Raw genomic sequence first — 14,921 nt, 5'->3', positions numbered from 1 at the left:
TCAACTTTTGAAGCTTTAGAGACACAATATTTCTCTATTTTTCACAAGAGCTTCAAACTATATTATTGATTTTAAAACAGTGCCTGTGTATAGTTAAACGAAAGAGCCATTCAATAAACTTGGAATAATAAATGACTGATGTAAACCATCTAGAAGGGGATGTACGGACTTTAGCTATATCACGATCTAGTGTCATGCGTGGAATGAAAAAACGTCGCGTCTCATTCCTTGATATCAAACGTGTCAACGAACAAGTTCAAACTTACAAACTTCAAGAAACAGATGTCATTATCGGACGTACTAGCGACAATCCGATACAACTTTCTTTTCCCAATATCTCACGTCACCACTCTAAGATCTCTTTCTCCAATGACTCCTACCTAATTGAAGATCTAGAGTCGACCAATGGCACATTCGTGAATGGAATTAGTATTGCAAAATGCGTATTACACCCAAATGATGTTATAGAAATTGGAGAAACCCATATTTTTTACTATGAACGCGAAGAGCTTATTTCCTAAATGAAAAACGCCTTTATTACTTTTTGGGGTTGTCGCGGCTCCATTGCGACTCCTGGTCGATCTACGGAGCGTTATGGGGGCAACACTTCCTGTATCTGTTTAAAATATGATAACGCATACTACATTTTTGACGCTGGCACAGGCATTCGTGGCTTAGGTGTTGAGCTCATGGACTTCGTCGAGGATCATTATGATGGCGAGCCAATTGAACTCAATATATTCCTCAGCCATACACACTGGGATCACATTCAAGGACTACCTTTTTTTCAACCTGCCTACGACTCGCGATTTAAGCTTAATATCTACGGATCTGAAAACCAAGATGAAATGCTAGAAAAAACTTTGTCAGGGCAAATGAATTCCGTCTATTTCCCCGTGCCAATGTCCCAATTAAACGCGGACTTAAATGTTCATGTTGATCTTCATGCTATCGATATTCATGGAGTGAAAATTTCTTCAACGGACCAAGATCACCCAGGAGGCTCAACTGCTTTCAAAACCATTTTAGACAAAGACCGTACTTTTGTTTACGCCACAGACAATGAACTAGATTTACAATTTAATAGTGATGGAACTCCAAAAAATAAAATGGGCCAACGCTACTTCAACTTCATCTCAGCTGTCGATTACCTTATTGCCGACGGCCAATACACTGATGAAGAATACCTCGATAAAGTCGGCTGGGGCCACACCTCATTAAGCTTAATACACAAAGTTGCCTACGCCGCTGGTGTAAAAAATTTAGTTATATATCACCATGACCCAATGCATACTGATAGTATTTTAGAAGACTTGTCGCATAAGTACATGCAACAATATGAATCATTAACTCCAGCAATGCAGGTCATCTGGGCACGAGAAGGGCTCACTATCCCACTGAGATCATGAAAAACAAACACGACTTACTCAACAAATTTACATCACCACTAACTCATGCCATTGAAGCTAGTTTTGATTCACTAGCTTTTCACTCTGTAGGTGACAAAGAACATAGCGAAGCGATTGACTCAGTCATTATTTTAGCCGCTGAATTGATGAAACAATCAAAAAGAAGCCGCCTCAGCCAAATAAAATCCGTCCGCAATTACTTACATGAAAGTTTTGGCGACGCTGCCTTACAAAAATTCTCTCAAGAAATTACTCGCGAACATGAACTTGACTGGAACATTACTTGCAAAGCACTCTTACTTTTTTCTACACAAGACAGGACTAATTTACTCAAGTCATTCATTAAAATTGCCTATTCTGAAGGAGAGTATCCAGAAGAAGAAAAGTTATTCATCAAACGGCTCGCTCAACATTTAAAAATATCAAAAAACAAACACAAAGCCATTGAAGAAGAAGTTTTTGAAAGTGAAGACAAAAAGAAAAAACGCGCCCTATCATTAGCCGGTGTACTAGCTATCCTTCTCGTTTCAATCCTTTTTATTATCACAGCTATTTATCTTAAATCGGTTCTCATTGGCGTTGCTTTAGCTTATTTTTTCCTACCTCTGCAGCAGTTCTACCTTAAAAAGTTCATGAATAATAAAGCTGTTCAACGAATCATGGAGCTAAAACCACAGCGCCGTAGTTTAGATGATTGTAAAATCTTAGAAAAACGCGCAAACAAGAAAATGAACATCGCCTGTAACCTAACTATTGCTTCTGTTTTTTTGGGTTTCATTTTAGTTATATCTCTTTTTACTACGGCTAGTTACACTTTCCTTAAGGACACCCAGAAAAAAATAGTCACCATTAAACAAGAACGTTTAGAGCATCACCAGCAACAAGATAAAAACATTGACCAAAAGACCATTGAGCAACAAGACGAAGGAGAGCTTACTGAACAAACTAACTCAAGTAATACTTCCCTTCCATTAGAAGGAGAAATCTCCGATTCTAACACAGCTACAGATGGTCAAACCACGCAAGTATCTCAAACTTATGTAAACTGGATCCGTCAAGAAGTCAAAGAACTCGAAGTTAAACTTCAGGAATTTCCCATATTGTCTGCTTTTACGACTCAATTATCCTTGGCTCTCGAAGACAAGCAAAACCTCAATGCCATTGCTGCCAAAATCACCAAAGCTTCTGGTGGCTTATTAGGGACACTTCAAGTTATGGCAGGGACTTTCATCAATATAGTTTTAGATATTTTTATGGGCCTCTTCTTCTTCATCTTTTTCCTCAAGAAAATGGCTTTATTTCAACTCGTATCAGGTGGTCAATCCACTGGCCAGTACATAATTGATGGCATATTTAATAGTACCTGGACCCCAAGTCTTAATTCAGAAACTAAACAAGAAGCTATTTCAATCCTAGATGTCGTTATCGACAAAATGCAGCGTTGGGTTCGTGGATGTATGTTCATCATTCTCATTGAACTCCCCATATTCCTAATCATTTTTAGTGTCATGGGTGTCCCTTATGCAATCCCTCTTGCCATCATCTCTAGTTTACAGGTCTTACTCCCCTTCCTTGGCCCTATCATTGCCATTGCTTTAACTTTTGGGACATGCTTATTTAACGGTATCACTGACCCAGCGTTTTACTTAGGTCTAGCTCTTGCATACTTTTTAATTGTCACCCTACTCGAAGGCTTTTTCCTCTACCCCAAACTCGTAGGCGCTTCTTTGGGCTTAACCTTACTCGAAACCATTATCGTTGTTTTACTTGGGGGAATCACAGCTGGAATTGGCGGCGCGATTTTCGGTGTACCCGCAGCTTCTATTATCAAATACCTATCTCCTAGAATTTATAAAAGTTTCTTTTCTAACAAAGACTCCGCCTCCCCTTCCATAGACAGCTCACCAGATTTCTCTAAAAGCTCGAGTCCTACCACCTAATTCATTGACTCTAATTCCCTACTGTTCTTTTAAATAGATGCGACTATATTCCGCGCAATTAAAGAACCCTTAAGGATATTATCTATGTCAGACATTCCAGTGAACTGCTTCCTACTTCGCTACAACGAAATTGGAACTAAAGGTAAAAATCGTTGGCAATTTGAACAAAAATTACTGAATAACATCTCTCGCCAACTCACCAAAAGAAGTGAATTTAATTACTATCGCGACCAAGGTCGTTTTGCACTCAAAAAACGCGATAATAGTTTTTTCTCCGCCAAAGAAATTAAAATTGCGACAGAAGCACTCGATAGAACCTTTGGCCTCGAATCATATGCACCAGGCATTTTCACTGATCCTGATGCTGACACTATTTTTGAGCTCATAGAAAAACATTTCGACACTGCTTACCAGATCGGTAAAAACCAACTCTTACCTATGCAAGATTATACTTGTCGTGTTCGTTGCCGTCGCAGCTGGAAAAAATTTCCGTATACTTCTAAAGAAATGGAAATCGCCATTGCTGATCGAGTCCTCCCCAAATATGAGGACTTAAAAGTCAACCTCAAGAAAGCTCATTTAACAATTGGCGTTGAAGTTCGCCCAGATATTGCCTTTGTCCATTTCCAAGACCACAAAGGCTTAGGTGGTTTACCAGTAGGCTCTAGCGACCCCGTATTATGTCTTTTATCAGGAGGTATTGATTCCCCAGTTGCCGCATTCAAAGCTATGCAACGTGGTAGCCATGTCAATTCTATCACTTTTGAAAGTTTCCCCTACACACAACCCGAATTAATTGATAAAGTGGCAAACCTACAAAACATCTTAGATAAATTCCAAGACCATCCAGCAAAATTCTATGCCTGTAACATGGCCGAATCCCAAAAGATGATTCGCGATAATTGCTCAGAGCGTTTTAGAACCATTCTTTATCGTAGAATTATGATGCGCGTTTCAACTGTTCTTGCCGATCATCTAAAGACCAAAGCACTTTTAACAGGAGAAGCCGTTGGTCAAGTTGCATCACAAACTCTTGCCAATATGGATACCATTAATCGCGCCACAAACACCTTAGTTCTACGCCCCCTAGTTTGCATGGATAAAAATGAAGTTATTACGATTGCCGAAAAAGCCGGTACTTTTGAGGTCTCCAATATTCAATGTGCCGATTCTTGTACGACTTTTGCCCCAGGCAAACCTGCAACCAACGGTAACCCTAGACTCCTAGAAGACCAAGAACGCAGGTACGAGGCTAGCGAGGCTATCATCGACTGTCTAAAGCATACACGCCTCATTGACACCAACACACTAGAAGAAACACCAGTACCTGAGCTCATTGATATTTATGAGAAAAAATACAAAAACGAATGGTTTGGGACTGATTAGATCATGAGTACTCACCTTAGTGACTACAACTTTCATTTACCCGAAGAACTCATTGCTCAGCGCCCTCCCGCAGAGCGCCAACAATCGCGAATGATGGTAATCGATAGGCAAAAATCTCGTAGAGAAATCATGCCCTTTGAAAACTTCCCTAGTTTCTTAAGACAAGGTGACTTAATCATTCGAAATAATACCAAAGTTATTCCTGCGCGTCTTTTTGGTACCAAAAAGGATTCTGGAGGCAAAGTCCAAGCTCTTCTTTGCGAAGAGCGCAACACAGGTTTATGGCAAGCAATGCTCAAACCTGGTCGACGTCTACGGGCAGGAACTCAAATCCTCATTGAAAATTCACATGAAGAATATTTTACCGTCAAAGAAAAACTTGATGACGGAACTTATCTGATACAATTCTCAAATCCCGACGTACTTGACATACTTGATAAATTTGGCCACATCCCCCTCCCCCCTTATATGAATCGGGAAGATGATGCCCAAGATCGCAAACGCTATCAAACTGTTTTTGCAGATCAACCAGGTGCCGTCGCAGCTCCCACTGCGGGCTTACATTTCACAGAAGATATTTTTTCTCAATGTGCCGAGAACGGTGCTGATTTTGCTGATGTCACTCTTCATACGGGAATTGGAACCTTTCAACCCGTTTCATGTGAGGATTTATCCGAACACCAAATGCATAGTGAGTTTTATGAACTCAACAATTCTACTGCAGAAAAAATTCGTCAAACTAAAAAAAATGGTGGGCGTATTTTTGCCATTGGAACGACTTCAGTTCGTACACTTGAAACATGTGCTGACCCCGTAAATTTCATTAATCCTGGAAAAGGCAAAACACAAATATTTCTTTACCCTCCCAAAGTACCACAAGTAACTGATTGTCTTTTAACCAATTTTCACCTACCTAAGTCAACTTTGCTAATGCTCGTCTCGACCTTCTTCCCAAGGGAACAAGTACTAGAAGCCTATGAACAAGCAGTTAAAGAACAAATGCGCTTTTTTAGTTATGGCGACTGCATGCTCATTGTATAAGCTTTGCCTACTACACATTAAGTCAGCTTGTTTTTTCATCTCCTCTCATTTTAAATGAGGGGATTTTTTTTTGAGCATTTCACAACGACTTCATCCCTTAATACAAACTTTACACTTTTCTTACAAAAGAATTTTTGACTCCACCACACATAAAACTATACTTATCTGTAAAAGAATTTTTTGGGTGGGAAATGGAGAAAAGAGAGGTGTAAAGATGAAGGTTTTATAATTTTTTTAAGAAAAATTTAATATTTCTTGTTGCCACAGGAAAGATTTGTTGTTTACCAACCGTATTAAGAAATGAATAACATTTTATATAACGTCAAAACATAAGAATTAAATATTATGAAATCAAATAAATTTATTTTATGCCTAATTGGCTTAAGTACTCAAATTTTTGCTGGTCAAATTTCCAGCTGGAAATTTGACAGTAGTAAAAAAAAGCTAGATGACTCTAACTCTAGAGGCCATCATATTAAAATGATTGGCCCTGCTGCTAAATTTGGCAAAAAGGGTTTTGATGCAAGAACTAAGTTTGCTGCTGAATTTAGTGGTGTCGAAGATAGCATGATGCTCATTACTGCTCATGAAGATTTTAATACTCCATCCTTTAGCTTGTTAGCTCACGCAAAGCCGGTTATTAAAAAGGACGGAAAATATCGTGCTATTTTCTACGCTAGAGAAAGGGATGGATTTGCACTCTACATGAGCCCTCGTGGAAACTGGGAGCTTTGGACAAAAGGCGGTGGGATGACTTGGACAAAAAACCAGATTGCCCCGGTAGTAGAAAATCAATGGGAACAGTTTCTCATTTCATATAATGCCGATGATGTGAACCCAGAAAACCTTGATCAAGGTCGTTTACAAATCTGGCAAAATGGTGAACTAAAAGTGGATACATATACTGAATACAAAGCAGCAAAATCCAAACTTAGTATCGGATCAAGTACCGTAGGCACAGCCAACTTCAAAGGGCTTATTGATAATATTGAATATTGGGACAGCCCACTTATTAGCTTTAAGTCTAAAAGCCTTAGCCTACCTGCTCGTTTAATTGAGAAAGAAATTCAAATTGCCGAGATCAAACTCAGTTCTCTCAACTTTGGTTTCGACACCGAATTTAAACTTAGTGGCCCAGATGCAAGCCTATGTTCAATAAAGTCTGGCAAACTAGTCCTCAACCCAGGTATCGACTTAACTAACTTGAAAAAATTTGAGCTCACTGTTACAGCTAGCGGCGGAAAAATAGCTCAAGATTGCTCCATACACTTTTCAGCCCCCGTAGAAACAGCCACTGCTAGCATTAAGTAAAAATCTCTAGCTACAATACAAGTAACTCATCAGAACAGTTCATATTCAAGAGCTGTTAAAAAATTATGCCAAGCCTATTATCGAGTATACCCTACTCTCTTATAAAGCTTGGCACATTTTCATTAATCAAATACGTCAAAATATTTAAACTACATTTTATAATTAAGAATACACAAAACATGCCCGGCTCAGTCTTGATAGACTACTCCAAACTAACGATTTCTTTAAACCAAACAGTCATTCTCAAACTAATCTCAATAGTATTTTGAGTTTGAAAAAAATTTTCCAGCCAGTTTATAAAAACCTAGTAAAGTTATATCTCATAAAATATATTGTTTTTCATGAAAGATTTCCTTTCATTGACACGATTGAGAATATAAAGACATATAAACTCAAGGTTACAATGAAATACATATCCCTTATCACTGCGATGCTAATTTCTTCTCCTTTGCTACGAGCAAATGAAGGCATAGTGTTTTTTGAAAAGAAAATCCGCCCAGCTTTAGAAAAATACTGCTATCGCTGTCACTCCGATAAAGAGAATAAAGTTAAAGGTGGCTTAGTTCTCGATTCTAAACATGGCCTTTTAGTCGGAGGAGATTCTGGTCCAGCCATTGTACCAGGCAAATTAGATGATAGTGAACTTTGGCTAGCGATCACCTATGAAGTATCCGAAATGCCTCCCAAAGAGCCGATGCCGGATAGTGTGATTGCGGACTTCAAAAAATGGATTCTCATGGGAGCACCGGACCCCCGTGAGCAAGAAAAAATTGTTGTAAAAAGCACCGTGACGAGAAATGATATTCGAGAAGGACGAGAATTTTGGTCTATGCAGAAACCAAAATATTCACCTTCTCCTAGCAATAATAATTCACAATGGAATCAACTTGAAATTGATAGATATGTTTACTTCCATCTCCAAGAAAACAATCTACAAATCACACCTGAAGCGAGCTCCCAGACACTTGTTAGAAGACTTTATTTTGATTTAATAGGCCTCCCCCCTTCACCTGGTGAAATCAACAAATTCAACACTAACTATGAAAAGAACGCTGAGTCCACTATTTATAATACAGTTGATGAACTCTTAAAAAGCCCTCATTTTGGGGAAAAATGGGGACGCCACTGGCTCGACATTGCACGCTATGCGGAATCCACTGGACAAGGTAGAAATATGACCTACCCCCATGCTTGGCGTTATCGGGATTATGTGATTGAATCTTTTAATCAAGACAAGCCCTATGATCAATTTATTCGTGAGCAAATTGCAGGGGATTTAATCAAAACCACGAGCGATCAAAAATGGGCCGAGAATTTAATCGCCACTTCTTTTTTGGCCATGGGCTCTAAAGCTTTACCCGAAGATGACCAACGCAAATTCAATGCTGAAATGGTAGATGAACAAATTGATTTGGTGACACGTGGGATCATGGGGATTTCCGTTGCCTGTGCACGCTGCCATGACCACAAATTCGACGCCATACCTCAAAGTGATTATTATGCTCTTGCAGGCATTTTTCAAAGTACAAAAACCTTCTATGGCACAACACCTAATGCTCAAAATAAACACCCCAGTACGCACATAAAACTTCCCGTGTATATGGAAAGGAATATCACAGCCCCCATGAGCCCCAGTGATATAAGTCAAATCAAAGAACAACTCACAAAAGCCCAGGAGGATATGCAAGTAGCTCGCATGGCTCGCAGAAATTCTCGCAATATGCAAAACGTTGACAACAACCAAATCCAACGCGACATTGCTCGTTCACAAAATCAATATTTTGCCATACAAGAAAAGATTAATTCCGTGGACAGTAACGGACGTCCTATCGCCTACTGCATGGGTACTCAACCTGGGGAACTGCAAAATGCAAAAATCCTTGAACGTGGCGAAGTTCATCGTCCTGGCCAGGAAGTTGCACGTGGATTTATTAAGCTTGTTGCTCCATATGACATGACGATTAATCAAAGTTCAAATGGCCGTTTAGAACTAGCTCAATGGATCACCTCAAAAGACAACCCTCTAACCGCACGTGTTATGGTAAATCGCATTTGGATGAAACTCATGGGTCAAGCCATCGTTCGTAGCACGGACAACTTTGGCCTCACCGGGACCGCTCCTACCAATCAAGAACTCCTCGACTTTTTAGCTCTTAAATTCATGACAAATAATTGGTCACTTAAAGGTATTATTAAAAACATCGTACTTAGTAGAGCCTACCGCAGTAGTTCTGAATACAATGCCAATAACTTCAAAATTGACCCTGATAATGAGCAGTTTTGGAGAATCGATAAACGACGAATAGAAGCGGAATCCATCCGCGATGCCATTCTACAAATCTCAGGTGAAATTATTATTTCTCAACCCATTGGTTCTCAAGTTGCTGAGAAAGGCCAGACCACCATTGGTCGAGCAGGTCAACTCACCATAGATATTAGTGCCCCTTATCGCTCCATCTATCTACCTGTGGTTCGAGATTTCCTACCTGATTTTCTCAAAACTTTCGATTTTCCCGAATCAATGACCACCGCAAGTAAAAGAGAAATCAACAATAATGCAGCTCAAGCTCTATATATGCTCAATAATGACTTTGTTATTACAAGTAGCGAACTCACGGCACAAAGGCTCATCAAACATAATTCCGATCTGGACAAACAGATCCAAACCGCTTTTATCATTTGTCTCGCACGACAAGCTGACTCTGGTGAACTCATTGGAGCCCGACAACTCTATCAAAATTTTTATCAAAGCTCAGAGATGCGTCAAAAGACCACAAATGAAAGAAAAGCTAAATCACTCGCCGCTGTCGTTCAAGCACTTTTTGCCAGCTCAGAATTCCGCTACCTCAATTAGGAGAGACCCATGAATTTTAATCGCAGACAATTTATAAACCTAGGTTCCACAGCCGCACTCACTGGCCTCAATTTAAATATTTTCGCCAATGGGCAAAGCTCACAAAAACCGCACTTCAACGCTCGAGCTAAACGCATCATAGTTATTAATATGGGAGGAGCCACTTCTCATGTAGATACATTTGATTACAAAGTAAATTTAATTAAAAAAGCTGGTGAGCGCGGAAAATATGGGCGCAAGCTCATGCCACCCATAAAGGAGTTTAAGCGCTTCGGCAAAAGCGGCCTGCCCATCTCCACTCTTTTTCCTGAGCTAGGAAAACATGCCGATGAACTCTGCTTACTCCACGGTCACTCAACAGATCAACCAAATCATCCTCAAGCACAAACAAAAATACATACTGGCAATGTACAGTTTGCACGTCCTTCATTAGGAGCTTGGGTAATGTATGGTCTCGGAAGTGAAAATAAATCCATACCGGGCTTCATTTCCTTAAACCCTGGGGCTGGTGATGGGGCTCATTTCAGCAGCGCCTTCTTACCCTCAAAGTATCAGGGGACTGCAGTCGGCAGTCCGATTCGTGGCAACCGAGCTTCAGGCGACCCAAGCTCATTTCCAAACATTAAAAATGAGTCTTTCTCAACAAAGCTTCAGAGTAAACAGCTCAACTTTATCTCCAATCTAAACAAGAAAAAACTTCAGAAAGACAGGTATAACCCTGGAGTCAGCGCTATCCAAGATTCCTACGAAATGGCTTTTCGTATGCAAAGTTCGATGCCAGCAATACTTGACATCAGTAAAGAATCAAAGAAGATGTTATCACTCTATGGAATCGATAATGAGAATAGTTCAAAGGTCGGGCGTCAATGCCTTTTAGCTCGTCGCTTTGCTGAAGCGGGAGCCCGCTATATTGAACTTGGCCATGGCGGTTGGGATCATCACTCAAACCTTAAAAATGATCTAACTGCAAGATGTAGCGAAATTGATAAACCTATTGCAGGCCTACTCACAGATCTGAAACAAAGGGGACTATTAAAAGACACCCTCATTGTTTGGTGCACGGAATTTGGTCGCACTCCTGAATCACCAAATATGGATGGTCGCGATCATAACCCTAAAGGTTTTACAACTTGGATGGCTGGTGGCGGAGTCAAGGGTGGTTTTCGCTATGGTGCTACCGATGAATTTGGCTACGAGGCCGTAAGCGGTCGTTTATCAATTCATGATTGGCATGCCACGATACTTCATTTAATGGGCTTAAATCATGAAAAATTAACTTATAAATACGCTGGACGGGACTTTCGTCCTACCGATGTATATGGCGATGTTGCAACAGACATATTAATGTAAATAGGATTTTTTCAATTTTGCTGAAAGATTAGAGTTTTTTACTGCGATATAGCTTTAAACAATTTAATTAAAAGGAACGCCATCATGAATAAAATAATTATCCTTACCATATCACTTCTCCTTAGTTTCAATATTTTTGCTGAAGAAGAAAAGAAAAAAGGCAAAGGAAAAAAAGGCGGTGATCGCAAAGCTGCCATGGAAAAACGCATGCAGGGCATGAGTGATGAAGAAAAAGCTGCCTTCAAAGAAAAAATGCAAAAACGTCGCGCAGAAATACAAGAGAAGATGAAAAATATGAGCGCCGAAGAGAAGCAAGCGTTCATCAAAGAAATGCGAGAGAAGCGTGGCGGAAAAGGCGGCATGGATGGGAAAGGCAAAGAAGAAATAAAGAAAAAACTCGAAGGCATGAGTGACGAAGAGAAAAAGGCTTTCTTTGAAGAAATGAAAAAGAAACGAGGAGAGAATGGTGAAAAAGGGAAAGATGGGAAAAAAGGGCCTAAAGCAAATAATGATGTAAAGCCTGAAGGTATTGAACCTCAACGCCCCTAAGATTTATAATTATCACAAAAAAGCCTTCAATGAGTAATCATTGAAGGCTTTTTATTTACATAATCCCTAGATAAATTCTAGAAAAAAAAGAAGCTGATACATTTTCCTAGAGGATCTCTTTTAAGTAATGCCCCGTATGAGATCCTGCGCATTTTGCAACTTTTTCTGGAGTCCCACTGACCATCACTTGACCTCCGCCAGCACCACCCTCTGGACCCATATCTATGATCCAGTCTGCCGTTTTTATTACGTCAAGGTTGTGCTCAATGACAATTAAACTATTGCCTGCATCACGCAAACGGTGAAGTACCTGTAAAAGACGGTCAATATCAGCGATATGTAAACCCGTTGTCGGTTCATCGAGAATATACATAGTGTGACCACGAGGAATACGACATAACTCCGAAGCTAATTTCACTCGCTGAGCTTCTCCACCGGACAAAGTAGTCGCAGCCTGCCCCATGTGCAGATACCCCAAGCCGACTTCTTCCAATGTCCCTAAAATCTTTTTGAGTTTGGGTACTTTGTCAAAAAACTCATAAGCTTCGTCTATGGTCATTTCTAGAACATCAGCAATACTACGTCCTTTATAAAGCACACTCAAGGTCTCGGTATTATAACGTCGTCCACGACAAACTTCACATTCAACAAAAACATCTGGGAGGAAATTCATTTCAATTTTGCGATAACCATCACCTTTGCATTCTTCGCAACGCCCACCCTTAACATTAAAACTGAAACGTCCAGGCTTATAGGCGCGTGCTTTTGCATCTGGTGTGGAAGCATAAAGAGTTCGAATGTGATCAAAGGCACCCGTATATGTCGCCGGATTCGAACGTGGAGTTTTGCCTATGGGAGACTGAGTAATCACAATTTGTTTATCTATCTCTTCAAGGCCCTCAACAGAGCGTACTTTTCCTGGGCGTTCTCTACCAATACCCAAATGTTTATTTATACTCTTCTTTAAGATCTCATGCACTAGAGTCGATTTCCCTGAACCCGAGACACCTGTAACACAGACAAAACGTCCTAAGGGAACACTGACATTCACTTTTTGTAAGTTGTTAGACTCAGCTGCTTTAATTTTGATACTTTTGCCATTGCCTTTTTCTCTTTTTGCGGGAACCGCAATCTCTTTGCGACCACTCATGTATTGAGCCGTCAATGTATCTGCTTTCATGATATCTTTTGGAGGTCCCGCAAAAACAATCTCACCGCCTAGACGCCCCGCCATGGGGCCCATGTCAATTAAGTAGTCTGCACGCAAAATTGTATCTGTATCATGCTCCACGACTACCACGGTATTTCCAAGGGCACGTAAATGTTCCAAAGTCGCTAACAGACGATCATTATCCCTTTGGTGAAGGCCAATACTCGGTTCATCCAAGATGTACAGTACCCCTACCAATCCAGCTCCTAATTGCGTCGCCAAACGAATTCGCTGTGCTTCACCACCCGACAAGGATGAAGATTCGCGATTTAAGTTAAGATAATTGAGTCCAACTGAATTGAGAAAGCCCAAGCGCGAATCTATTTCACGACTCACTTCCCCAGCAATAACTTTTTCAGTTTCATTAAAATCCAAATTCTTAATAAAATCGGCAGCCTCTGCAATAGACATGCGTAAAAAATGATTAATTGGCATATCCTTTACGGTAACGGCTAAGGATTCCGGTTTCAGGCGATCGCCATGACAAGAATTACATTCGCGACGCACCATAAGACTAAGAATTTTTTCACGTTGTCGCTCTGACCCAGTCTCATTCATACGACGAGTAATATTTCTTGCGACTCCTTCAAAGGGTTTATTGACGTCATACCAACGCCCGGCATTTTTGTAAACCATGCGAATGGCTTTCCCGGTGCCGTACAACAAGACATCTCGTTGCTTCTCCGACAAGTCTTCGAAGCGTGTGGTCAATTCAAAATCATAAGCTTTCCCGACTGATTCTAAAAGGTTTTTATAGTAAAAGACCAAGCGACGAGGCCCTTTTTTCCAAAAGGGGAAAGCATCTTTTACTGCCTTATGCTTGTCGGGGACAATCATGTCTATATCAAGTGTTTGAACAGATCCTAAACCATGACATTCACCACAAGCACCATAGGGACTATTAAAAGAGAAATCTCTAGGTTGAAGCTCTGAAAAACTAATACTACAAGCATCACAGGCGAGGTGCTCCGATAATTTATGCTCATCCCAATCGCTACCTTCATTTTCGACCTGAAAAATTATTGATCCACCACCATAGGTAAGTGCTGTTTCAACAGAGTCTGTCAATCGACTACTTTTAGAACCTGTTTTAATACGATCGACTACTAAATCAATGCTGTGTTTAAAATTCTTATCTAAATCAGGAACATCTTCGAGACGGCACATTTCTCCGTCAACGCGAACTCGTGCAAAACCATCTCGAACGGCTTTTTCAAAAACTTCCTTATGCTTGCCTTTGCGCCCTTCTATTAAAGGCGCCAAGATCATCATTTTTTTTCCATCTGGAAAACTTTGCGCTTTGCGCACAATCGCTTCGGCACTCTGGCTCTGCACTCGTTCACCACATTGGGGACAATGACGCTTTCCGACGTGAGCGTACATGAGACGCAAATAATCATAAATTTCCGTACTAGTTGCTACTATGGAACGAGGACTACCAACGCCCCCTCGCTGCTCAATGGCAATGGCAGGTGAAAGACCTGTAATCTGCTCCACTTCGGGTTTTTCCATTTGATCCATAAACTGACGCGCATAGGATGAAAGACTCTCGACATAACGTCTTTGCCCTTCTGCATATAGAGTATCAAACGCCAGGGAAGATTTCCCTGAGCCACTCAACCCCGTTACAACTACTAGTTTATTTCGCGGAATGCGCACATCAACATTTTTCAGATTGTGATGACGAGCTCCTTTAATAAAAATATCTTCCATTTGAAGTCCTTTAATTTAATTAGCCTAAATATGGAAGACTGGCTGAATATATCAATTCTCAAGTGCAAAAAGCCACGGTAAAGATTAAAAAGCTTCATTCGCTGGACGAGAGAGCTTACTTTCTAAGCTTTTTTCAAGAAAGCGAGAATTTCTTTAGG

At 40.4% G+C, this 14,921-nt stretch carries 10 protein-coding genes; 9 read left to right on the top strand and 1 reads right to left on the bottom strand.

Annotated features, from left to right (window positions below):
* Positions 1 to 131: 131 nt before the first annotated feature.
* The 9 genes from PQO01_RS06140 to PQO01_RS06100 all read left to right on the top strand — a co-directional run bounded on the left by PQO01_RS06140 (position 132) and on the right by PQO01_RS06100 (position 11,840).
* Positions 132 to 521, top strand: a complete 390-nt coding sequence (locus PQO01_RS06140; protein WP_274313156.1) for an FHA domain-containing protein — start codon at positions 132 to 134, stop codon at positions 519 to 521.
* Positions 522 to 1,409 (top strand): MBL fold metallo-hydrolase, encoded by an 888-nt coding sequence (locus tag PQO01_RS06135; protein WP_274313155.1) that lies wholly within the window; start codon positions 522 to 524, stop codon positions 1,407 to 1,409.
* Positions 1,406 to 3,349, top strand: coding sequence for an AI-2E family transporter (locus PQO01_RS06130; protein WP_274313154.1), 1,944 nt, complete (start codon positions 1,406 to 1,408; stop codon positions 3,347 to 3,349). The genes PQO01_RS06135 and PQO01_RS06130 overlap by 4 nt, the downstream gene beginning before the upstream one ends.
* An 84-nt stretch (positions 3,350 to 3,433) precedes the next feature.
* Positions 3,434 to 4,735 carry a tRNA uracil 4-sulfurtransferase ThiI gene (thiI, locus tag PQO01_RS06125; protein ID WP_274313153.1) on the top strand — a complete coding sequence of 434 codons (1,302 nt, stop codon included), beginning with the start codon at positions 3,434 to 3,436 and terminating at the stop codon, positions 4,733 to 4,735.
* A 3-nt stretch (positions 4,736 to 4,738) separates the two neighbouring features.
* Complete coding sequence (gene queA / locus PQO01_RS06120) at positions 4,739 to 5,776, top strand: tRNA preQ1(34) S-adenosylmethionine ribosyltransferase-isomerase QueA (protein ID WP_274313152.1); 1,038 nt, start codon at positions 4,739 to 4,741, stop codon at positions 5,774 to 5,776.
* A 345-nt stretch (positions 5,777 to 6,121) separates the two neighbouring features.
* Positions 6,122 to 7,087 (top strand): LamG-like jellyroll fold domain-containing protein, encoded by a 966-nt coding sequence (locus PQO01_RS06115; protein ID WP_274313151.1) that lies wholly within the window; start codon positions 6,122 to 6,124, stop codon positions 7,085 to 7,087.
* Positions 7,088 to 7,490: 403 nt separating this feature from the next.
* Entirely contained in the window at positions 7,491 to 9,941 is a 2,451-nt protein-coding gene (locus tag PQO01_RS06110; protein ID WP_274313150.1) for a PSD1 and planctomycete cytochrome C domain-containing protein, read from the top strand.
* Positions 9,942 to 9,950: 9 nt separating this feature from the next.
* Positions 9,951 to 11,291, top strand: coding sequence for a DUF1501 domain-containing protein (locus tag PQO01_RS06105; RefSeq protein WP_274313149.1), 1,341 nt, complete (start codon positions 9,951 to 9,953; stop codon positions 11,289 to 11,291).
* An 84-nt stretch (positions 11,292 to 11,375) separates the two neighbouring features.
* Complete coding sequence (locus PQO01_RS06100; protein ID WP_274313148.1) at positions 11,376 to 11,840, top strand: hypothetical protein; 465 nt, start codon at positions 11,376 to 11,378, stop codon at positions 11,838 to 11,840.
* A 106-nt stretch (positions 11,841 to 11,946) separates the two neighbouring features.
* Here the strand turns inward: PQO01_RS06100 and uvrA are convergent, their stop codons facing one another.
* Positions 11,947 to 14,763 (bottom strand): excinuclease ABC subunit UvrA, encoded by a 2,817-nt coding sequence (uvrA, locus tag PQO01_RS06095; protein WP_274313147.1) that lies wholly within the window; start codon positions 14,761 to 14,763, stop codon positions 11,947 to 11,949.
* Positions 14,764 to 14,921: the final 158 nt, after the last annotated feature.

The organism is Lentisphaera marina (assembly GCF_028745505.1).
Lineage (GTDB): Bacteria > Verrucomicrobiota > Lentisphaeria > Lentisphaerales > Lentisphaeraceae > Lentisphaera > Lentisphaera marina.
Note: the sequence above shows the minus strand (reverse complement) of the source record. Positions and strands in the feature narration are given on the sequence as shown.

Coding starts and splice junctions, on each gene's coding strand:
- PQO01_RS06135 (WP_274313155.1), top strand. CDS start 522: ATGAAAAACGCCTTTATTACTTTTTGGGGTTGTCGCGGCTCCATTGCG.
- PQO01_RS06110 (WP_274313150.1), top strand. CDS start 7,491: ATGAAATACATATCCCTTATCACTGCGATGCTAATTTCTTCTCCTTTG.
- thiI (WP_274313153.1), top strand. CDS start 3,434: ATGTCAGACATTCCAGTGAACTGCTTCCTACTTCGCTACAACGAAATT.
- PQO01_RS06100 (WP_274313148.1), top strand. CDS start 11,376: ATGAATAAAATAATTATCCTTACCATATCACTTCTCCTTAGTTTCAAT.
- PQO01_RS06105 (WP_274313149.1), top strand. CDS start 9,951: ATGAATTTTAATCGCAGACAATTTATAAACCTAGGTTCCACAGCCGCA.
- PQO01_RS06140 (WP_274313156.1), top strand. CDS start 132: ATGACTGATGTAAACCATCTAGAAGGGGATGTACGGACTTTAGCTATA.
- queA (WP_274313152.1), top strand. CDS start 4,739: ATGAGTACTCACCTTAGTGACTACAACTTTCATTTACCCGAAGAACTC.
- PQO01_RS06130 (WP_274313154.1), top strand. CDS start 1,406: ATGAAAAACAAACACGACTTACTCAACAAATTTACATCACCACTAACT.
- uvrA (WP_274313147.1), bottom strand. CDS start 14,763: ATGGAAGATATTTTTATTAAAGGAGCTCGTCATCACAATCTGAAAAAT.
- PQO01_RS06115 (WP_274313151.1), top strand. CDS start 6,122: ATGAAATCAAATAAATTTATTTTATGCCTAATTGGCTTAAGTACTCAA.